The 19,044-nt window shown below is 68.5% G+C and carries 26 protein-coding genes; 11 read left to right on the top strand and 15 right to left on the bottom strand.

Annotated elements, in window-relative coordinates:
* The first annotated feature begins 35 nt into the window (after nucleotides 1-35).
* Genes EGH21_RS06870 through EGH21_RS06850 form a run of 5 tightly spaced genes read left to right on the top strand, consistent with a single transcriptional unit; the run spans nucleotide 36 to nucleotide 3,507 of the window.
* The gene (locus tag EGH21_RS06870; RefSeq protein ID WP_220617731.1) at nucleotides 36-935 is read left to right on the top strand and encodes a DUF4013 domain-containing protein; all 900 of its coding nucleotides are present in this window, start codon (nucleotides 36-38) and stop codon (nucleotides 933-935) included.
* Between the two features lie 44 nt (nucleotides 936-979).
* Entirely contained in the window at nucleotides 980-1,756 is a 777-nt protein-coding gene (locus EGH21_RS06865; protein WP_220617730.1) for an alpha/beta fold hydrolase, read from the top strand.
* A 26-nt stretch (nucleotides 1,757-1,782) separates the two neighbouring features.
* Nucleotides 1,783-2,286: an NINE protein gene (locus EGH21_RS06860; protein ID WP_220617729.1), complete on the top strand. Its 504-nt coding sequence runs from the start codon at nucleotides 1,783-1,785 to the stop codon at nucleotides 2,284-2,286.
* Between the two features lie 10 nt (nucleotides 2,287-2,296).
* A complete protein-coding gene (locus tag EGH21_RS06855; RefSeq protein ID WP_220617728.1) occupies nucleotides 2,297-2,734 on the top strand; it encodes a DUF2085 domain-containing protein in 438 nt (145 codons plus the stop codon).
* Nucleotides 2,735-2,793: 59 nt separating this feature from the next.
* Nucleotides 2,794-3,507: a type 1 glutamine amidotransferase gene (locus EGH21_RS06850; RefSeq protein WP_220617727.1), complete on the top strand. Its 714-nt coding sequence runs from the start codon at nucleotides 2,794-2,796 to the stop codon at nucleotides 3,505-3,507.
* On the opposite strand, the gene EGH21_RS06845 is transcribed toward EGH21_RS06850, so the two are convergent.
* The 5 genes from EGH21_RS06845 to EGH21_RS06825 form a co-directional block, all read right to left on the bottom strand.
* The gene (locus EGH21_RS06845) at nucleotides 3,504-3,998 is read right to left on the bottom strand and encodes an HPP family protein (protein ID WP_328765469.1); all 495 of its coding nucleotides are present in this window, start codon (nucleotides 3,996-3,998) and stop codon (nucleotides 3,504-3,506) included. The two genes, EGH21_RS06850 and EGH21_RS06845, sit on opposite strands and share 4 nt — an antisense overlap.
* A gap of 100 nt (nucleotides 3,999-4,098) precedes the next feature.
* Nucleotides 4,099-4,239 carry a hypothetical protein gene (locus tag EGH21_RS06840; RefSeq protein ID WP_220617726.1) on the bottom strand — a complete coding sequence of 47 codons (141 nt, stop codon included), beginning with the start codon at nucleotides 4,237-4,239 and terminating at the stop codon, nucleotides 4,099-4,101.
* A 32-nt stretch (nucleotides 4,240-4,271) separates the two neighbouring features.
* A complete protein-coding gene (locus EGH21_RS06835; RefSeq protein ID WP_220617725.1) occupies nucleotides 4,272-4,739 on the bottom strand; it encodes a cupin domain-containing protein in 468 nt (155 codons plus the stop codon).
* 100 nt (nucleotides 4,740-4,839) lie between these two features.
* Entirely contained in the window at nucleotides 4,840-5,004 is a 165-nt protein-coding gene (locus EGH21_RS06830) for a DUF6757 family protein (protein WP_220617724.1), read from the bottom strand.
* A gap of 54 nt (nucleotides 5,005-5,058) precedes the next feature.
* Nucleotides 5,059-5,832 carry a PHP domain-containing protein gene (locus tag EGH21_RS06825; protein WP_220617723.1) on the bottom strand — a complete coding sequence of 258 codons (774 nt, stop codon included), beginning with the start codon at nucleotides 5,830-5,832 and terminating at the stop codon, nucleotides 5,059-5,061.
* Between the two features lie 146 nt (nucleotides 5,833-5,978).
* On the opposite strand from EGH21_RS06825, the gene EGH21_RS06820 reads away from it, so the two are divergent.
* Complete coding sequence (locus EGH21_RS06820; RefSeq protein ID WP_166967708.1) at nucleotides 5,979-6,266, top strand: DUF5789 family protein; 288 nt, start codon at nucleotides 5,979-5,981, stop codon at nucleotides 6,264-6,266.
* 68 nt (nucleotides 6,267-6,334) lie between these two features.
* Here the strand turns inward: EGH21_RS06820 and EGH21_RS06815 are convergent, their stop codons facing one another.
* From EGH21_RS06815 to EGH21_RS06790, 6 genes are all read right to left on the bottom strand, one after another.
* Nucleotides 6,335-6,574, bottom strand: coding sequence for a DUF7120 family protein (locus EGH21_RS06815; RefSeq protein WP_220617722.1), 240 nt, complete (start codon nucleotides 6,572-6,574; stop codon nucleotides 6,335-6,337).
* Between the two features lie 48 nt (nucleotides 6,575-6,622).
* Nucleotides 6,623-7,033 carry a DUF8057 family protein gene (locus tag EGH21_RS06810; RefSeq protein ID WP_220617721.1) on the bottom strand — a complete coding sequence of 137 codons (411 nt, stop codon included), beginning with the start codon at nucleotides 7,031-7,033 and terminating at the stop codon, nucleotides 6,623-6,625.
* On the bottom strand, nucleotides 7,030-7,716 hold the full coding sequence (locus tag EGH21_RS06805; protein ID WP_220617720.1) for an RAD55 family ATPase: 687 nt from the start codon (nucleotides 7,714-7,716) through the stop codon (nucleotides 7,030-7,032). The genes EGH21_RS06810 and EGH21_RS06805 overlap by 4 nt, the downstream gene beginning before the upstream one ends.
* A 73-nt stretch (nucleotides 7,717-7,789) precedes the next feature.
* Nucleotides 7,790-8,494, bottom strand: a complete 705-nt coding sequence (locus EGH21_RS06800) for an Nmad3 family putative nucleotide modification protein (RefSeq protein WP_220617719.1) — start codon at nucleotides 8,492-8,494, stop codon at nucleotides 7,790-7,792.
* Between the two features lie 30 nt (nucleotides 8,495-8,524).
* Nucleotides 8,525-8,773, bottom strand: a complete 249-nt coding sequence (locus EGH21_RS06795) for a DUF7577 domain-containing protein (protein ID WP_220617718.1) — start codon at nucleotides 8,771-8,773, stop codon at nucleotides 8,525-8,527.
* Between the two features lie 92 nt (nucleotides 8,774-8,865).
* Nucleotides 8,866-9,768, bottom strand: coding sequence for an acyltransferase (locus EGH21_RS06790; protein WP_220617717.1), 903 nt, complete (start codon nucleotides 9,766-9,768; stop codon nucleotides 8,866-8,868).
* 134 nt (nucleotides 9,769-9,902) lie between these two features.
* Here EGH21_RS06790 and EGH21_RS06785 point away from each other — a divergent pair, with 134 nt between their 5' ends.
* Together EGH21_RS06785 and EGH21_RS06780 are read left to right on the top strand one after the other, a co-directional pair.
* Nucleotides 9,903-10,916 (top strand): CPBP family intramembrane glutamic endopeptidase, encoded by a 1,014-nt coding sequence (locus EGH21_RS06785; protein ID WP_220617716.1) that lies wholly within the window; start codon nucleotides 9,903-9,905, stop codon nucleotides 10,914-10,916.
* 57 nt (nucleotides 10,917-10,973) lie between these two features.
* Nucleotides 10,974-12,026, top strand: a complete 1,053-nt coding sequence (locus EGH21_RS06780) for an aldo/keto reductase (RefSeq protein ID WP_220617715.1) — start codon at nucleotides 10,974-10,976, stop codon at nucleotides 12,024-12,026.
* A gap of 383 nt (nucleotides 12,027-12,409) precedes the next feature.
* On the opposite strand, the gene radA is transcribed toward EGH21_RS06780, so the two are convergent.
* From radA to htpX, 4 genes are all read right to left on the bottom strand, one after another.
* Entirely contained in the window at nucleotides 12,410-13,456 is a 1,047-nt protein-coding gene (gene radA / locus EGH21_RS06775) for a DNA repair and recombination protein RadA (protein WP_220617714.1), read from the bottom strand.
* 151 nt (nucleotides 13,457-13,607) lie between these two features.
* Nucleotides 13,608-14,048 carry a hypothetical protein gene (locus tag EGH21_RS06770; RefSeq protein ID WP_220617713.1) on the bottom strand — a complete coding sequence of 147 codons (441 nt, stop codon included), beginning with the start codon at nucleotides 14,046-14,048 and terminating at the stop codon, nucleotides 13,608-13,610.
* Between the two features lie 3 nt (nucleotides 14,049-14,051).
* Nucleotides 14,052-14,669, bottom strand: a complete 618-nt coding sequence (gene pspAB / locus EGH21_RS06765) for a PspA-associated protein PspAB (protein WP_220617712.1) — start codon at nucleotides 14,667-14,669, stop codon at nucleotides 14,052-14,054.
* Between the two features lie 249 nt (nucleotides 14,670-14,918).
* Nucleotides 14,919-15,800, bottom strand: coding sequence for a zinc metalloprotease HtpX (gene htpX / locus EGH21_RS06760; RefSeq protein ID WP_220617711.1), 882 nt, complete (start codon nucleotides 15,798-15,800; stop codon nucleotides 14,919-14,921).
* A gap of 124 nt (nucleotides 15,801-15,924) precedes the next feature.
* Between htpX and EGH21_RS06755 the strand changes: the two genes are divergently transcribed.
* From EGH21_RS06755 to EGH21_RS06745, 3 genes are all read left to right on the top strand, one after another.
* Nucleotides 15,925-16,818: an NAD-dependent epimerase/dehydratase family protein gene (locus EGH21_RS06755; RefSeq protein ID WP_220617710.1), complete on the top strand. Its 894-nt coding sequence runs from the start codon at nucleotides 15,925-15,927 to the stop codon at nucleotides 16,816-16,818.
* Between the two features lie 61 nt (nucleotides 16,819-16,879).
* Complete coding sequence (locus EGH21_RS06750; RefSeq protein WP_220617709.1) at nucleotides 16,880-18,013, top strand: 60S ribosomal export protein NMD3; 1,134 nt, start codon at nucleotides 16,880-16,882, stop codon at nucleotides 18,011-18,013.
* On the top strand, nucleotides 18,006-19,043 hold the full coding sequence (locus EGH21_RS06745) for a class I SAM-dependent methyltransferase (RefSeq protein ID WP_220617708.1): 1,038 nt from the start codon (nucleotides 18,006-18,008) through the stop codon (nucleotides 19,041-19,043). The genes EGH21_RS06750 and EGH21_RS06745 overlap by 8 nt, the downstream gene beginning before the upstream one ends.
* Nucleotide 19,044 lies beyond the last annotated feature (1 nt).

Below are 19,044 nucleotides of genomic sequence, written 5' to 3'. Positions count from 1 at the left end.
AGAACGATACCCCTGCCCGCTAGACAGTATCGCATATGCCGTACTGTACGGCCTGCGGGGCCACCGTCCGGACCGCCGACGCCTTCTGTCCCGAGTGTGGCACGAAGCGCCACGACCCCGGCAGCGAGTCGGCGGCGACGCCACCCGACGAGCGAGTGGAGCGGACGGCCACGGAGACTGCCGAGTCGGCCCACGAGTCGGTGGCCGAGGCCTCCGACGAGACGGACCCGTTCGAGCGTAGACGCCTCTCTTTTGCCCTCTCGTACCCCGCTCGGGACGGCTACGAACCGTTCCTGCTGGGGAGCATCTTCGCGCTCGTCGGGTCGGTGGTGCCGCTTCTGGCCCTGTTCACGTACGGCTACACGTTCCGGGTGACCGGGGCCGCCGCGGACGGGCGGACCGACCCGCCGGAGTTCGACGACTTCCTCGGCCTGTTCGTCGACGGCCTCAGAGCCACCGTCGCCCTCCTCGTCCTCGGCGGCGTGACCGTCGCCGTCGGGGCCTCCGTCGCGGCGGTGGCCGAACAGGTCGGCCTCGCCGGAGGCGTCCGTGCCCTCGCCGTGGCGCTCGTCGCGTTCGGCGGTCTGTATCTCACGCCGGCCGTGCTGACCGCCTACGCCGCGACCCGGCGGTTCCCCCGGGCGTTCTCCAGTCGCTACGCCGGGGCCTTCGCCACCTCGACGCGGTATCTGGAGGCGTTCGCCGCGTGGGTCCTCATGCTGTTCGGGGCGGCGGTCCTGTGGCTGGTGTCGATACTCACGCTGGTCGGGCCGGCGTTCGTCTCGACGTACGCGGGCTACGTCTGCGGGGCGTTCTGGGGCTATCAGTACCGCGAAGCGGCCGACGCGGGTGTCGTCCCCGCCGTCGACCGGGCGGCGGACGAGGAGACGGCGGCAGACGAGACGGACGTACCGCCGACCGCGCGGCCGCCCTGACGCCGACCGAAAGAGCCACCGGCGGGCCGGGCGAACCTCGCCCGATGCCGACTGCAACGAACCGCGACGTGTCGCTGCACTACGAGACCGACGGCGACGGGCCGACCGTCGTCTTCGTCGGCGACGTGGGCTACGGCGCGTGGCTCTGGGGCTGGCACTACGACGCGCTGGCCGGCCCCTACGAGACGGTGGTCTGGGACCTGCGCGGCACCGGAGACTCCGACACACCGGCGGGGCCGTACGACGTGGCGACGCTGGCGGCCGACCTCGAGGCCGTCCTCGCCGACCACGGCGTCGGCAGCGCACACCTCGTCGGCGCGGGCCTCGGCGGCATGATAGCGCTCCGGTACGCCCACGAGTACGCCCGGGCACGGACGCTGACGCTGTACTGTACGGCGGCCTCGGGCGACGCCGTCGACGGCGACGCGCTCCGCTCGCTCTCGCTGGACGCCGGCGACACGGCGTCGCTCGACGGCGCGTTCTCCCCGGCGTTTCGCGAGGCCGACCCCGACCTCCTCGACCGCATCACCGAGTGGCGGCGGGCCGACGACGCGACGGGCGAAGCGTTCGGGGCACAGGCCGCCGCAGCGACCGGATTCGAGGCCCCGCCGCTGTACGAGGTGACCCAACCGGCGGAGGTGTACTACGGCGTCGACGACCCCGTCGTCCCCGTCGCGGCGGCCGAGTCACTCGCGGACGACCTGCCCCGTGGGACCGCCGAGGCCGTCGAGGGACGGCACTGCTGTTACGTCGAACACGCACGGGCGGTCACCGACCGTCTGACGGCGTTCCTCGACGAGCACACCGACCACGAGTTTTAACCCGTGCGCTGTCGATTGCGGTAGATATGTCCCCTGCCGACGACGCTCCCTCCGACGACGAGGACCCGGCGGACGAGACGCCGGACGAGAGAGCGACCGCCCCCGACCCCGAGGAGCGCGAATCGGCCGACGAGACGGCGGACACCGCCTCGATGGCCGAGTACGACCCCGAAACCGAAGAGCGACTCGACGAACCGGCGGGCGACGACTCGAAGTACTGCCACGCCTGCGGGACCGAGATCGCCGCGAGCGCGGCGTACTGCCCGGACTGTGGCGCCCGACAGGACGACGTGACCGACGCGGGGGAGTCGGGCGACGGACGCGACGTGGACCGAGTCACCGCGGGCATCTTCGCCATCCTGCTCGGCGGCCTCGGCGTCCACCACTTCTACCTCGGGAACGTCGGGTTGGGAGTCCTCTACCTCTGTTTCTCGTGGACCTTCATCCCGGCGCTCGTCGGCGTCATCGAGGGCATCGTCTACCTCACGAAGACCGACGAGGAGTTTCAGCGCCAGTACGGCGGCGACTGAGGCGGCGAGCGTGGACCGCCGTCGCGAACTCCGTCGCGGACTGGCCGCGACGCTCCCGTTCCTCCTCTCGCATCACACCCCCGCGGAGCGGCATCGCTGTCACCGGCTCTCGGTCGGTGGACGGACGCTCCACCTCTGTGCCCGCTGTTCGGGCATCTACCCCGGTATCGCGCTCGGGGTCGGCGTCTTGCTGCTCGGTGTCGGCCGCGGAGCGTGGCTCCCGGTCGTCGCGTTCGGACCGCTCCCCGCGCTCGTCGACTGGGCAGCGACGACGCTCGGCGAGCGGCGGGGCTCGAACGCCGTCAGGACGGCGACGGGCGGACTGCTCGGCGTGGCGTACGGCCTCGCGCTCCCGTGGGTCCTGACCACGTGGCGACCCGCCCTGCTGGCGATTGCCGTCGGATACGGCGCGCTGGCGGGGGTCGGTCTGTGGCTGGCGTCCGAGTGAACGGCAGTTCCTGCCGTAGATGCAGGCATTTTTGGTCGTCCACACGTTCCCTAGAAGCGATGAGTCTGCGCATCGCCATGCTCAACGCGGCCCACGACGGCGAGGACAACCGCCGGAACTTCCGGCGGGAACTCGACGCCGACCTCGTGGAGTACGACGTGACCGAACGCGAACTGCCCGACACCTTCGCGTTCGACGGCTGTCTGCTCACTGGCTCGCGGGCCTCCGTCTACTGGGACGAGCCGTGGATCGCCGACCTCGAAGCGTGGGTCGGCGAGGCCGTCGACCGAGGGGTGCCGTTCCTGGGCGTCTGTTTCGGCCACCAGTTGCTCGCCCACGCGCTGGGCGGCCGGGTGGAGGCGATGCCGGAGTACGAAATCGGCTACCGGACCGTCGAACACGACGGGGAGAACCCGCTTCTCGACGGCGTCGACGAGGAGTTCACCGTCTTCACGACCCACTCGGACCACGTCGCCGAGATTCCGCCCGGGGCCGAGCAGTTCGCCGAGAACGACTACGGCGTCCACGGCTTCCGGAAGGGCGACGTCTTCGCGGTGCAGTTCCACCCCGAGTACGACCCCGAGACGGCCGAGACGGTGACGAAGGGGAAGGACCTCCCCGACGAGCGCATCCAGCGAGTGTTGGACGGCATCACCGAGGCGAACTACCGGGCGGCCTGTGAGGCCAAGCAGGTGTTCGACAACTTCACCGACTACGTGCGGACCCGGCGGGCGGCGGAGGGCGACGCCCCGCGCGTCGCCAGCGACGACTAGCCGCCCAGTCGGGTCAAGAGGGCCTGTTCTGCGACGAGTACGGCGACGGCGAGGACGATGATACCGGCCTGTAACGGCGAGGAGAGGATGCCGAGACCGACGATGAGCGTCGTCGCGCAGGCCGGCGCGTGCCCGGTGTCGGTGACGAGCATCCCCGCCGTCGTCAGCGCGACGGCGACGACGCCGCTGGCAGCGAGTCGAAACGTTCCGACGGTGCCGGCACCCATCGACGCGGTGATGACGACGCCGCCCGCCACGACGTGATACGCGAGGAGGCCGGCGAGGACACCGACCGTGTGACCACCGAGCACCCGTCGCGCCGACGACTCCGGGGCGGCCGGCCGCGTCGCGAAGAGGTACGCCGTCGGGCCGAGACTCGGAAAGAGGAAGGGGAGGCCGCTGAGCCAGACCACCGCGCCGAGCGCAGACAGTAGCGCACCCACTCTGGTGCCCTGTCGAATCCACGCCCGACGGGTGTACGGTTCGACCACGGTGCCCGAACGTCCCCGTCGTCGGACAAAACGGTGACGTTCCGCTACGGGCCACTCGTCGGGCCGAACGGCCCGTCACGGCGGCAACGCCGTACCGCCGCTATCGTCGGAGAATCGCGATAGCCAACGGGACGGCGACGAACAGCGTGACGAGGGCGAACACCGGCGAGAAGACGGCGACGACGGCGACGAGCAACACGAGGGTAATCAGGGCGACGAGTTTCTGACCGATGGAGAGCATCGGCCACAGCGTCGGCGGCCCGACACGTAAGTCTAGGTGAACCGGCCGGTCTGGGCGTCACACTCCGTGCAGAGGGTCACGAGCGCGTCCCGGTCCGCCGTCATCTCGATGCGCTGGGTCGTCCGCTCGCCGCAGTCCTCGCAGTGGCGGACCATCTCCGTCTCGCTGGTGTCTTTCGGCGCGCCCATCGCCAGCGCGACGACGCGTTCCTCGCCGTCGTTGCGTCCGAGTTGCCACTCGCCGGGAGCGAACCGAATCGCCTCACCGGCGTCGACGGCGACGTCGCCGTCTTCCGTCTCGAAGGTGGCGGTGCCCGACTGGACGTAGAACACCTCCTCCTGTTCGGGGTGGCGGTGATACCCGAACCCGAACGTCTCACCCGGGTCGAGTTCGTAGTAGTTGAGCGCCAACGCTGTCGTGTCGAGGGCGTTCGAGAGGGCGCGCTTGACGGTGGCGGGCCCCATCCGGTCGTCGACGGCGTCGAGACTGACCTGCTCCATGGTCGAGCCTGTGCAGGAGGCGACAAAATAGTGGTCCGTCCGACCGGGCCGGAGTGTGGGGAGGGCGACGGCACCGTCTCGGTCCCACGAGGGTACCGACTTACTCCCGCCGGTCGATGTCGAGTTCCTCGTCGAGTTCGTCGAGCCAGTCGGCGTCTTCGAGTTCGGCCATCTGCTCGCGGAAGTGCGTCTTGCAGACCCCGACCTTGACGCCGTCGCTCTCGACGGCGATGTCCGCGTCGTGGTCGCAGTAGTGACACTGCATGCACGGTAGTTGGTTCCCGAAGGCATTGAACCCTCGGGTTGCGTGTGCCGCGTGTCAGACGATTTCGTCGCGGACGCGGTGCCACGCGGCCGCGTCCAGTCCCGCGACCCCCAGCGTCTCGTCGTGGGCGTCGCTGCCGCCGGTGGGGACGAGGTCGTAGTGCTCGACGGCGTCCTCGACGAGGGCGAGGTCGGCCGCGAAGCCGTACGGGTAGTCGACCTCGACGGCGTCGAGGTGTGCGCAGTGGTCCAGCGCGCTCTCGGGGTCGTCGTAGCGGCAGGGGTGGGCCAGTCCGACGAGGCCGCACGCCTCGGTCAGCAGGGCCACCCCGCGCTCGAAGTCGGGGACCTCGCGGGCGACGAAGCAGGGGCAGTCCGACCCGACGAGGTGCTCGAACGCGCCCTGATAGGAGTAGTCGGACACCTCGGCGATGGCCCGCGCGATGTGGGGGCGACCCAGCCCCGCACGCGGTTCGACGGGGAGCGCGACCCCGAGTCGGTCCTCGACGCACTCGATGATGCGCGCGCCGCGCTCGCGGCGGTTCCGCTGGATGCGGTCGCACTCGGCGACGAGCGCGTCGGTCGGGTCGACGCCGTAGCCCAGCAGGTCCAGTCGCTGCCGGTCGGCCTCGACGCGCAGTTCGATGCCGTGGACCACCTCGACGCCGTCGTGGGTGGTCACCGGCCCGTCGAGGTGCGGATTGACCCGGTCGTGGTCGGTCACCGCGACGGCGTCGAGGCCGGCCGCGCGGGCGGCCGCCGGTACGTCGTCGAACTCGAGCGACCCGTCGGAGCGCGTGGTGTGGACGTGGAGGTCCGCGACGACCATACGGGACGGTACGGCCCCAGCGACAAGCCACTTCCTCCCGAGGCGTGGGTCGTGTGAGCGTCCCTCGCGTGTGCCTTAAACGCACTAAGGTGTATTAACATTATCAATAGTGAAGGTTTATTATCTACCATGTACTTCTCCGCAGTATGCGAATGATGTCAAACGCGGCAGAGGCGTTCGAAGCGTACGACTACCCCATGACCACCGAAGAACTCATCGAGGCCGAAGGCGACATGACACTGGAGTTGCCCAACGGCACGGAGACGCTGCGTGACGCGCTCAGCCGGTCCGCACCGGAGACGTTCGAGACGGCCGAAGACGCGCGGCTGACCGCGTACGCGGGCGTCTCCAGCAAGGCCATCGGCCGGAAGGGGTACTCGGACCGCGACCCCATCTGCATGGGCGAGGACGGCCCCGAAGAAGTCTCGTTCTGAGGCCACACCGCCCAGTCGGACCCCAGCTCAACCCTTTTCGCGCGCTCACCGCCGAGCGGTCGCGCCGTTCAGAAGCCGAACTCGTCGTCGTCCCGGAGGGCGGGGTCCTGCTGTTCGGCCGCCGTCTGGCCGAACATGTCGTCTTCCATGGTCGTCTCGGACTCCTCGGTCGTGGTGTTGTACGCGGAGATACCGCGCGCGAGGAGGTCCTCGACGGCCTGGTCGCGGTTGAGGAACTCGCCCTGTTCGACGAGACGCTGGATGTCGGAGTCGACCTGGTCCGGTAACTCGACCTTGATCTTGCTCATACGCGCCGGCTTGTCCGGTCTAGTTTATAATCTTGTTGGGGCCGTGCGCTACCGCTCCAGAAAGTCCGGCCGGTCGACGGCCTCGGTGCTGTCGACTGACTGCCGGTCGAGCAGTTCCGTCGGTTCCAGCGCTCGCGGGAGGCCGTCGCGGCCGCCAGTCGGCGCGTCGTCGGGTTCGACGAACGTCTGTTCGCCCTCGACCAGTTCGGCCCAGACGGCGTCGGCGTCGTCGGCGCCGCTCTCGGCGGCCGCCTTGGCCTCGTTGCGTCCCTCGTCGTACGCGAGTTCGACCATGCTCCGGTGGTACGCCGAGTCCATCTCGGCGTAGATGGCCTCCAGTTCCTCCCGGTTGTACTCGCCGAGGCGTTCCGCGACGCCGATGGCGTAGGCCCGGTCGGTGGCCTCGTCCTTGCCCAGCGTCGCCCAGTCGGCGTCGAACTCGCGCTCGTATCGGCTCATGCGTCGACCTTCGTGTCGGCGTGGACCTGCAGGCCGTGGTCGCTGAAGGAGATCTGGCGGATGTCACAGTCGATTGCGGTGCCGCGCATCTTGATGACCTGCACGCCGCGGGTCATGCTCCCGCCTTCGAGGAAGTTGTGGAAGAAGACGACCCCGTGTGCGAGGTAGTGTTCGTCGCTGTACGAGGAGGGGTCGGTCATCTCCGAGATGAGCAACGTCGTCGCCTCGGTCTGTTTCAGCGCCGAGAGGAAGCCCGTAATCTCGCTGTCGACGTCGTTCATGAAGTGCTGGAGGAGCATCGTCGAGTCGATGACCACACGCTGGATGTCGTTCTGTTCGATGTAGGCGACCAGTCGGTTGGTCAGGCCGCCGTCGGTGCCGAACTGCGTGATGGTCCGTTTGCCGCTCTCGGTGACGAGGTTGAGGAACTGGACGGCGTCGGACTGCATCGCCCGGTCGAAACCGAAGTCGTAGCCGGCCATGTCCTGCATCAGTTCTTTCTTCGTCTCGTGCATCGTCACGTAGAGACAGCTCTCGCCCTCTTTGGCCCCCTGCGTGATGAACTGCGAGCAGAAGGTCGTCTTGCCGCTACCCGGTGGCCCGCTGACGACGTACAGGCGGTCGGTGAGCAACCCACCCTGTACGAGTTCGTCGAAGCCGGGCACACCGCTGGAGATACGCATACCACCAGCGTGCGCACGTCTGGACATATGTCTTGGTACTCCGTTTTCACCCGTGATAACTCCCCCGGCCGGGTCAGCGCTCAACAGCGCTCGGGTGGTCGTCCGTGAGGTCCAGCAACGTCTCCGTCCCCGACTCGTCGAACCGCATCGGGCGGCGCCACCACGGCCCTTTCCCCGAGTCCGACGAGCGCTCGGTGACCAGCCAGTTGGCGTCCGTCCCGCCGGTCGGTTCCGACAGCGGGACGACCGTCTCGTACAGTCGCGAGTCGTCGGGGTCACCCAGCACGAGGACGCGGGCGTCGAACTCGGCGCGTCGCACGTGGGCGTTCGAGGCGAAGACGGCCCGCTCGTCGGCCGGAAGCGAACGGTACGCCTCGCCCGTGACGGCGTCCCGGGCCAATCTGAAGTGGCCGACGAGGAAGGCGCCCCACGACGGCGGCGCCCAGTCGGCGTCGCCGGTGGTCGACAGCGTGGCGTAGAAGAAGAGGTAGTCGCCGGCCCGCAACTCGGAGATGGGGCCGGCCTTCACCCCGTGTTCGTCGCCGTAGGTGTAGCGCTCGCCGCCGGCTTCGGGGAACTCGGGGTCGAAGTGGACCGGTCGGTCGGCGACGCTGCCGACGTCCGTCTCCAAATCGAGGTCGGCGTAGGTCGGCACCGGGACGGCGGTCGGTTTCGACTCCGGAATCGGGATATACTCGAAGGTCCCGTCGGGGTACAGCGGCCCGCGAAAGCCGGGTTCGTTGGTGTTGGCCCCGACGTTGATGGCGACGCTCCGCATACACGTTCGTCGCGGCGAGCGAGCAAAGGGCTACCGGAGCGACTCGGTGCAGGACCGGCAGTACCGGACCATCCGGTGGGCCTCGTTGTCCGTGCCACAGTGGTCACAGTGGACGACGCCCTGCGAGTCGGGCGCCTGCGGCCCGGGGCCGCCCGTCCGGTCGACGCGTCCCTCCGTGGTCTCGGGCGATGGGTCGCCCCGCCGGAAGTACCGGTAGAGCAGGACCTGCAACAGTCCGAACCCGACGACGTACGCGGTGAGCCACACCCAGGTTTCCATACGCGTCCTCCGTCGAACTGCTACTTCGGTGTTCGGGCCGCAGTTTCAGGAGTGATACTGACAGAACCGTCCGTTCGGTGTGGCGTCGGGACTCAGCGGTCCGGCGGCGTGAGGTTCCGCTGGAACTCGTCGAAGGGTCTGAAGTCCTCGGGGAGGTCGTAGTCGAGTCGTCGTTCCTCGCGGCGGTCGACGTTCGCGTCCTCCAGCGGGTCGGCCACCGACTCCCACCCGTCTTTGATGGCGATGGACTTGGCCGGCGTCCCCGCGGCGATGTGGTGGGCGGGGACGTCGCTGCCGGCGATGGACTTGGCGGCGAGGATGGCGTTCTCGCCGACGCGGACCCCGGCCCGGACCATCGAGTCGTAGGTCAGGCGCACGTCGTCCTCGATTATCGTGTGGTAGTTGTCGACGTGGGTCTGGTCGACGACGTCGTGGTCGTGGCTGTAGATGTGCGAGTCGTCGGAGATAGAGACCCGGTCGCCGATGGTTAGTTTCCCGCGGTCGTCTAAGTGGACGTCGTCGTGGACGACGGCGTTGTCGCCGATTTCGATGTTGTGGCCGTACGTGAAGGAGATACCCTTGAAGAAGCGGCAGTTCTCCCCGCAGGACTCGAAGAGGTGGTCGGCCAGCATCCGCCGGAAGCGGAGCGCGAACTCGACGTTGTCGGCCATCGGCGTCGCGTCGAACTGCCGCCAGAGCCACTGGAGGTGTTTCGAGCGCTTGAACCGCTCCTCGTCCTTCTCTGCGTAGTACTCGCTCTCCAGCGTGGTGTTGCACGGGTCGTACCCCTGCAGACGGACTCTCTCGGCCGGCGAGACGTCTTCGCCGGACTGCCAGCGTTCGTACGCGTCCCGGTCCCCGTGGAGGTCGACGAGGACGTCCGTGACCACGTCGCAGGTGTCCTCGTCACCCGAGAGCCGTTCGTCGACTTCGTCGATGAACGCTCTGAGGCCCTCCTCGGCGAGCGGTGGTAGCGACACGTGGCGCTTGGTCATGTCCCGTACGTCGCCGTCGGGAAAGATATGGGTTTCCGTTACGTGTCCGATAGCCGGTGACACCGGTGTCACCACCACGTCGTCGCCCGGTCCGGGAGCCAACAGTATAAACCGACGCCGGCCGACACCCCGGCATGGTCAGGTCGGACTTCATCATGGAGGTACGGGGCTACCTCGTCAACCCCGCGGAGCGACGGTTGCGCACGCCGTGGCGCCTCGTCGTCTGGGCCTTCACCGCCGGATTCGTCGTCATCGTCTTCAGTGCCCTCTTCGGGGTTGTTCCCGCCCCGGAGCGCGCGACAGGGTTCACGCCGGCCCTCTACGCCATCGCCGAGCAGACGTGGGGCTTCCTCGTGCTGTCGGTCGGTGGTCTCGGCGTCGGCTACCTCCTCGACCGACGGACGCTCGCGGACTACGGCCTCGCGCCGGACCGCCAGTGGTGGCGCGACGCCGGGTTCGGCCTCGCACTCGGGTTCGGACTGCCGACGCTCGCACTCGTCGGACAGGTCGCCGTCGGGTTCACCACCGTCACGGGCGTCCTGCCGACCAGTCCCAGCGACACGTTCGCGTTCGGGTCGACCGGGGCGCTGGTCCGACTCGCCCTGCTCGCCCCGTTCTTTCTGGTACAGGCCTCAACCGAGGAGATTCTCGTCCGCGGGTACCTCCTGACGAACCTCGCAGAGGGACTGGCCGGCACGCTCGGGAAGTGGCGCTCGGTGGTCGTCGCCACCGTGGCCACGGGCGCGCTGTTCGGCATACTCCACTTCGCCAACCCGAGCGCCTCGCTGCTCAGTACCGCGAACATCACCCTGTACGGCGTCCTGCTCGGCGCGTGCTACGTCCTCACGGGCCGACTCGCCATCGCCTGTGGCTTCCACGTCGCGTGGAACTACACCCTCTCGCTGTGGAACTTCCCGGTCAGCGGCCTCGACACCGGCGCCGCACTCCTCGGGACCGAGTCGACCGGCCCGGCGCTCGTGACCGGCGGGTCGTTCGGCATCGAGGGCGGCCTCGTCGCGCTCCCCTTGCTCGTCGTCGGGACGGCGGCGCTCGCGTGGTGGGTCCGCCGGGAGTACGGCGCCGTCGAGGTGCTCGAGGCGGTGGCCACGCCGGAGTTGCGGATTCGGACGCGCTCGATAGACGGCTGACGCGGGCGTCGCTGGTGAACCACGACGGATAAGTGCGGAGACGCCCAACACGGTACTATGAAGTACGATACCCTCGGGAATTCGGGCGTCGAGGTCTCGGAAGTCGGGTTCGGCGCGTGGGTCGTCGGCACGGACTGGTGGGGCGACCGCACGCGCGAGGACGCCGTCGAGATGGTCCAACACGCCGTCGACAGCGGCGTCACGTTCGTCGACACCGGCGACGTGTACGGCCACGGCGACAGCGAGGAACTCGTCGGCGAGGCGCTGGCCGAGGTCCGGGACGAAGTGACCGTCTCCACGAAGGTGGGCTACGACTTCTACAACAACCCGCAGGCCGGCCACGGCGAACTGCCGAAGAAGGTCACGCCAGAGTGGGTTCGCACCGCGCTGGACCGCTCGCTCGACCGGCTGGACATGGACCACGTCGAGGTGCTGATGCTCCACAACGCCAACGTCGACGAAGTGGACGAAGACGTCTTAGAGACGCTCGACGAACTCCGCGAGGAGGGGAAAGTCGAGGCCATCGGCTGGGCGCTCGGCCCCTCCATCGGGTGGCTGGCCGAAGGCGACGCCGCCGTCGCCGAGGAGTTCGACGTCCTCCAGACCGTGTTCAACCTCTTCGAGCAGACGCCCGGCCGGCACTTCGTCGACACTATCCGGGAACGGGACGCCGACACCTCCATCGTCGCGCGCGTCCCCCACTCCTCGGGCCTGTTGAACGAGCAGGTCACGCCCGAGACGGAACTGGGCGAGGGCGACCACCGCGCGCACCGCCCGACCGAGTGGTACGAGACCGGGTGGGAGAAGGTCGAGTCCATCCGGTTCCTCGAACGGGACGGCGAGCGAACGATGGGACAGGCCGCCATCCAGTGGCTCCTCGCCCACGACGAGGTCGCCTCCGTGACGCCGACGTTCCGCACCACCGACGACATCGACGAGTGGGCCGCCGCCCCCGACACGCCGCCGCTCAGCGACGAGGAGTTCCAGCGCGTGCAGGACCTGTACGCCGACAACTTCGGCGTCGACCGCGACGACGGGATGGACGCCCTGCGCTCCTCGGTCGGCGGCGAGGACCTCGAAGACACCGGCACGAAGTCGGCCGGCGACTGACCTCCCCGCGCCTCCCCACCGAGCACCGACGACCGCGTTCTCGGACGGCCGACCATCCCGAGTGGACGTACCAGAATCTCCAGACGACGACGTAGCCCTCGGTCACGGGTGGAATCGGGCCGTCGTCGTGTGGTTTTCTCCCACAACCCCCTCGTTTCGACAGGAGATGTACAGCCCTCTGGCGATTCGTCGTCACCTGATTCACTTTCACTCCGGTGCGTCTGACGCCCGACAGACGCCCGACGGGAGCGGGTTCGAGGTGAAACGAGGGGGTTCGGGTCTCGGGGACGTCTCACACGCTCGCCCCGCCTCGGTCGGTGGTCGCGGCGCTGGTCGGTACCGAACGCGAAAAGGGGACTGCGAGGCCGAACCGGGCTGGCGGCCTACTCGTTCATCAGGCCGCCTTCCTCGACGCGCATGACGCCCTCGCCGTCGGGCAGGTTCGGCGCGTCGACGAGTTTGACGATACGCTTGTCGCCCTTGGACTTCCGGAGATAGATGCGGAAGGTGGAGGTGTGGCCGAGGATGTTCCCGCCGATTGGCTGGGTCGGGTCCCCGAAGAACGAGTCGGGGTTGGAGGCGACCTGATTCGTGACGACGACGGCGGTGTTGTTCAGGTCGCCGACCCGCATCAGGTCGTGGAGGTGCTTGTTGAGTTTCTGCTGGCGTTCGGCGAGTTCACCGCGGCCGACGTACTCCGCGCGGAAGTGTGCAGTGAGCGAGTCGACGGCGAGCAAGCGGACCGGGAACTCCTCGTCTTGGGTCTCGCTGGCTATCTCCTGGGCCTTCTCGGCGAGCAGAATCTGGTGGTTGGAGTTGAACGCCTTCGCGACGTGAATCTTGTCGAGGACCGACTCGACGAGGGCGTCGAGCATCGCCTCGTCGGTGGCGTCGGCCTCGCCCTCCTCGGCGACGCCGTGGAGGACCATCGTGTCTTCCAGCACCTCGTCGGTCTGGCCCTTGACCATCTGTTCGATACGCTCGGGGCGGAACGTGTCCTCCGAGTCGATGAAGATGGCGCTACCCTCCAGCCCGCCGTGTTCGGCGGGGAGTTGGACGTTGACCGATAGCTGGTGGGTCACCTGCGACTTGCCGGCCCCGAACTCGCCGTACACCTCGGTGATGGACTGGGTCTCGACGCCGCCGCCCAGCAGGTCGTCTACCTCGTCGACGCCCCACGTGAGCTTCCCGATCTGCTCGCGGCGTTCGAGGACCGTCGCGCCGGTCTCGAACCCGCCGATGTCGGCGGCGTCGCGGGCGGCGTTGATGATGTCGGCGGCCGACGACTCGCCGATGTCGGCCGTGTTCGACAGTTCGCCGGGGGAGGCGACGGCGATTCCCTGATAGGAGTCGAAGCCGTTCTCTTTGAGTTTCTCTGCTGTGGCCGGACCGACGCCCGGCAGGTCTTCGAGGTCCTCGCTTGCGGACATAGATACGAGTTCTGCCCGGTGGCATATAAACCTCCGTTAACAGCGCGGTGAAAGTGAAACAGAGGGACGGCGACGGGACAAGGAAGAGCGGTATCGGGACGTTTAGAAGGGAAGGGGGCGGCCGACCGATAGCGACGCGGCGGCGTCGGTGTCAGAGACGCCCGCTCCCGATGTAGACCAGCGCGAGACCACCGACGACGATGAGTGCGCCGGCCTGCAGCCCGGACAGCGAGAGCGCGTCCGATCCGAACTCGCCGGCGAGCAAGAGCGCGAGCGCGGCCGTCGACAGGAGCGGGCGTTCCGCGAGCGTCTGGACGAAGGCGCGGGCCGACCAGTAGAGGCCGTCGAGCGACGAGCGGACGACGGCCTGCCGCGACCGATTTCCGTCCGGGTTCTCGGCCGCCTCGAACCCCGAGAGGGCGGCGGTCGGGACGGTCACTACCTCGCCCGTGTGCCGCCGCCGGCCGTCCGCGTCGCCGACCCGGAGGAGCGTCACGCCGTCGGCGTCGGTGCCGACGACGCGGTAGACGCCGTCGGGGTAGTCGGTCCCGCTCGGTCGGTAGTGGTCGTAGACGGCAGGGGTGTCAGCCACGCACTACTCCCACGGGTGGTCCCCGGAACGGTCGGGCCACAGCGGGTACCAGAACTCCTTGTCCCCTTCGACGGTGAGTTCGCCGTCGAGGTTGCTCTCTAACTTGAACTCCGCCGTCGTGTTGCGCTCGTGGTCCCGGTCTGGGCCCGGGGCGAACGGGTAGTACGCCCCACGGCGGAAGGAGTACACCCAGTAGACGGGGTCGCCGGTCCGCCCGTCCTCGAAGCCGAAGAGCGCGGCCAACAGCCGCGACCCGTAGCGTCGTTCGATGAGCGTGTCGGCGGCGAAGTGGATAGAGGTGACGAGGTCCTCGAAGTCGTCGTCGTGGAGGACGACCCACTGGTAGCCGTGGCCGTCCTCGGTGAACTCCGCGACGGTGCCCGTCTCGGCCTCCCCGGCTTCGAGGATGGTCTCCACCTCGTCTTTGGCGTCCTGGAAGTCCGTGCTGTCCACGTCGCCGAAACAGAGAGCGGCGTCGCCGGTGGGTTCGTAGCCGAGGTCGGCCTCCATCGTCACGTAGGCCGTCGACATCCCGAAGAGGTCCTCCGGGTCGGCGTCGCGGGTGGCGTCGGCCTCGGCCTTCACGCCGAGGACGCTCTTGAGTCCGTCCAACAGTCCCATACCCGTACGTGGTCGGCCGGGGATAAGGCGGTTTTCGTGCTAGCAGCGTCGTGAGTCGACGGGAACGGCCAGAAAGCCCCCAGTCGCTCGGCTACTGCGACTCGCTGCGCGCCTCGCTCCGCACGGTGCTTACTTCGTCTCGAACGCCGAGCGACTGGCCCCTTTCGGTCCCACCAGCCGGACGTTCCACTGGGCTTTCTGGCTGTAGAGAGTCGTGACCACCACGGCGAGAGCGACGACGCCGGTTCCTCAGCGACCCTCTAGTTCGCGTTCCATGTCCCGGAGGCGGTCGATGCGCTTCTCGGTCTGGGGGTGGGTGCTGAACAGGCGGCCGATCCAGCCGATGCGGATGGGGACGATGAAGAACGCGTTCATCTCCGACTGGCCGCGCAGGTCGTCTTCCGGCACCTTCTCCATCCCGCTGTCTATCTTCATCAGCGCCGTCGCCAGCGCCGAGGGCTTGCCGGTGATGGACGCCCCGCCGCGGTCGGCGGCGAACTCCCGGTAGCGGCTGAGCGCCCGAATCAGGAGGAACGACACTATCCACACCACGAGCGAGGCGAGGATGGCGACGAAGACCGGGGCCTGTTGCTGGCCGCCGCGGTCGCGGCCGCCGGCGAAGAGCCACCCCCAGCGGACGATGAGGAAGGCGATGGTCGAGAGGAACGAGGCGATGGTCATCACCATCACGTCGCGGTTCTTGACGTGCGCGAGTTCGTGGGCGACGACGCCCTCCAGTTCCTCGTCGTCGAGCATGCGCATGAGGCCGGTTGTCACGCAGACGGCCGCGTTCTTCTGGGACCGACCGGTCGCGAAGGCGTTGGGGGTGCGCGAGTCCGCGACGGCGACCTTCGGCTTGGGCAGGTCGGCCTGCTGGGAGAGGCGGTCGACCATCCGGTGGAGTTCGGGGTACTCGTCGGGGTCGACCTCGCGGGCGCCCATCGAGTACAGCGCCAGTTTGTCGCTGAAGAAGAACTGCGCGCCCATGAACAGCGCCATCACCAGCACGATGGCGGCGAAGTTCGTGAAGTACAGACTGAGGAGGCCGATGAAGACGATGTACAGCCCGAACAGCAGGAACATCGTCAAGGCCATCCGACCGCGGAGTCCCCAGTCGGTTTGCCACTGCATACCCGGAGGTATGCGATGGACGGTCTAAAACCCCGCTATCGTGTGTCCTGCTGGCACACGGCGGCGAGACGACGCCGTGTGCCGGTGTCCCTACGCATTTGTGCGAGCGGCCGTAACGACGGCTATGACCGAGACAGTCGTCGTCACCGGCGGCCGCGGCCGCTCCGGGCGCTGGATATGTGACCACCTCGCGGGCGAGTACCACGTCGTCTGCGTCGACCTGGACCACCCGGGCTGGGAAGTGCCCGAACGCGACCACGTCGAGTTCAAAGCCGTCGACGTCACCGACGGGGCGGAGGTCCGTGACCTCCTCGCGGAGTACGCCCCCGAAGCCGTCGTCCACTGGGCGGCGATTCCGGCCCCCGAACGGCACGCCGGGACGCGCGTCTTCGACACCAACGTCTCCGGCGCGTACAACGTGCTGGACGCCGCCGGACGGGTCGGTGCCGACGTGGTGTGGGCCTCCTCCGAGAGCGCCTACGGCCTCGCGTTCGCCGAGGAGACGCCGCTGCCCGCGTACCTCCCCATCGACGAGGACCACCCGATGGCTCCCGAGGACCCCTACGGCACGTCGAAGGTGGCCGGCGAGGAGATAGCGAAGATGGTCGTCCGGCGCGACGGCGTCGACGTGGCCTCGATTCGCCCCTCGTGGATTCAGTATCCCGGCGAGTACACCTGCCGCGACGTCGCCGAGGGAGACCTCGCCGGCGGGGCGGGCAACTGCTGGTCGTACGTCGACGTGCGGGACGTGGCCTCGCTCGTCGCCGCGGCACTGGAGGCCGACCTCGGAGGCCACGAGGCGTTCCACGCGGCCGCCGCCGACAACTACGTCGGCCGGCCGACCGCCGACCTCGTCGAGGAGTTCTGGGGCGAACTCCCGGCCGAGTGCGAACTCGACGGCGACCAGTCGGCGCTCTCGACGGCGAAGGCGCAAGGGCTGCTGGCGTGGGAGCCGACACACTCGTGGCGCGAGGCCGCCGACGCCGACGTTCCGGCGCCGAGTCTGCTCGGGGAGTAAGCCGACGTCCCGCCAGAGCGGAACGCAATACGTAACCGCCCGAGTCCAGTATCCGGAGACAATGAGTCGGTCTGGAGCTTTCTGCCCGCGCTGTGGCGACGAGATGGCGGAGCCACCCGAGGACCGCCCCGACCTCCCGGGCGCTCAGCGGGACTCCGAGCGCGTGCTGTGTGACGCCTGCTACTTCGACGAGTTCGACCTCGTGGACGCGCCCGAGGAGATACAGGTCCGCGTCTGCTCGCAGTGTGGCGCGGTCCACAAGGGGAACCGCTGGGTCGACGTCGGCGCCGAGGACTACACCGACGTCGCCGTCGAACAGGTCAGCGAGGCGCTGGGCGTCCACGTCGACGCCCAGTCTATCGCGTGGCAGGTCGCCCCCGAACAGGTCGACCAGAACAACATCCGGATGCACGCCGAGTTCTCCGGCGTCGTCCGCGAGACGCCAGTCACCGAGGAAGTCGTCGTCCCCGTCAGCATCTCCCGGCAGACCTGCGAGCGCTGCGGGAAGATAGCGGGTGGCTCGTTCGCCAGCGTCGTGCAGGTGCGGGCCGACGAACGGGACCCGACAGACGAGGAAGTCGAGCGCGCGAAGACCATCGCCGAAGAGTACATCGCCACCCGAGAGGATACCGGGGACCGCAACGCGTTCATCACCGAGAAGAAGGAGGTCCCGGAGGGGCTGAACATGAAGATTTCGACGAACCAGATGGGGCTGGGCATCGCGAAACGCATCACCGCCCAGTTGGGTGGCTCGTACTCCGATTCGAAGCGCCTCATCACCGAGGACGAGGACGGCCAGAAGCTCTACCGGATGACCTACGCCGTCCGCCTCCCCCGCTACCAGCAGGGCGAGATAATCGACCCCGAGGACGGCGACGGCCCGGTCCTCGTGCGCTCCGTACAGGGGAACCTGAAAGGGGTTCGACTGGCGACGGGCGAGCACTACGAGGCCAGTTTCGAGGCGGGGGAGGCCCCCGACGGCGAGCGACTGGGCTTTCGCGAGGACGGCCAGACGACGACGCTCGTCGCCGTCGAGGACGAGAACGCCGTGCAGGTGCTGGACCCCGACACCTTCGAGAGCGTGACGATTCCGCGCCCGGACTATCTGGACACCGACGCCGACGAACTGACGGTGTTCAAGAGCGCCGCCGGCCTGCACGTCCTGCCCGAGAACGGGACCGGCGACGATGGCTGAAGACGACGCCGACCGCGGCCAGCGTCTCGCCGTCGTCGTGGCGAAACCGCGGGCCCAGACCGTCGTCGACGCGCTGACCGACGAGGGCGTCTACGACCCGGACCGGAGCGTCCGCTCGTGGGACACGGACAGCGTCGCCGTCCCGGTGACGGCACCGCCACGGTCGGTCGGGGTGCGCGACGTCGTCCAGCAGGTCGGCGAGCCACGCCTGCGGACGCTCGACGATCACCTCCGGGACCGTGGCTGGACCGACGACGAACTCGACGCTGCACCGTCCTCGTGGGCCGTCGTCGGAAGCGTCGTCCTCGTCGACGTGGGCGACGCCCCCCGTCCCGAAGAGGTCGGACAGGCGTTGCTCGCCCTGCACGGCGAGGCCGACACGGTGCTGGACCGGGGCGGCATCGCCGGCGACCACCGCGAACCCGACGTCACCGTCGTCGCCGGCGAGGGCGACACCGAGACGGTCCACACCGAACACGGCACCCAGTACGGACTGGACCTCGCCGACGTCATGTTCTCGCCGGGGAACAAGGCCGAGCGGGCGCGGATGGGCGACGTGGTTTCGGCCGGTGAGCGCGTCCTCGACATGTTCGCGGGCATCGGCTACTTCACGCTCCCGATGGCCCGCGCGGGCGCGAACGTCACCGCCGTCGAGCGCAACCCGACGGCCTTCCGCTATCTGGTCGAGAACGTGATGCGAAACGGCGTCGACGGGAACGTCCAGCCCTACCGGGCAGATTGCCGGGACGTCGTGCCGGAGTTCGCGAGGGAGGCCCGCGCCGACCGCGTGATGATGGGGTACTACGACGCATACGAGTACCTCGACAGCGCACTCGAAGCGCTGGCCGCCGGCGGCGTCGTCCACATGCACGAGGCGACGCCCGAGGCGCTGGTCTTCGAGCGCCCTCTCGAGCGGTTGGAAGCGGCGGCGAACGACGCCGGTCGCTCGGTCGAGATTCTGGACACCCGGCGCGTGAAGGGGTACAGCGAGGGGGTCGCCCACGTCGTCGTCGACGCCCGGGTCGAGTAAC

The sequence above is a fragment of the Haloarcula rubra genome, from assembly GCF_019599465.1.
In the GTDB taxonomy this organism is placed as follows: Archaea; Halobacteriota; Halobacteria; order Halobacteriales; family Haloarculaceae; genus Haloarcula; species Haloarcula rubra.
This window is presented reverse-complemented; position numbering and strand designations above follow the sequence as displayed.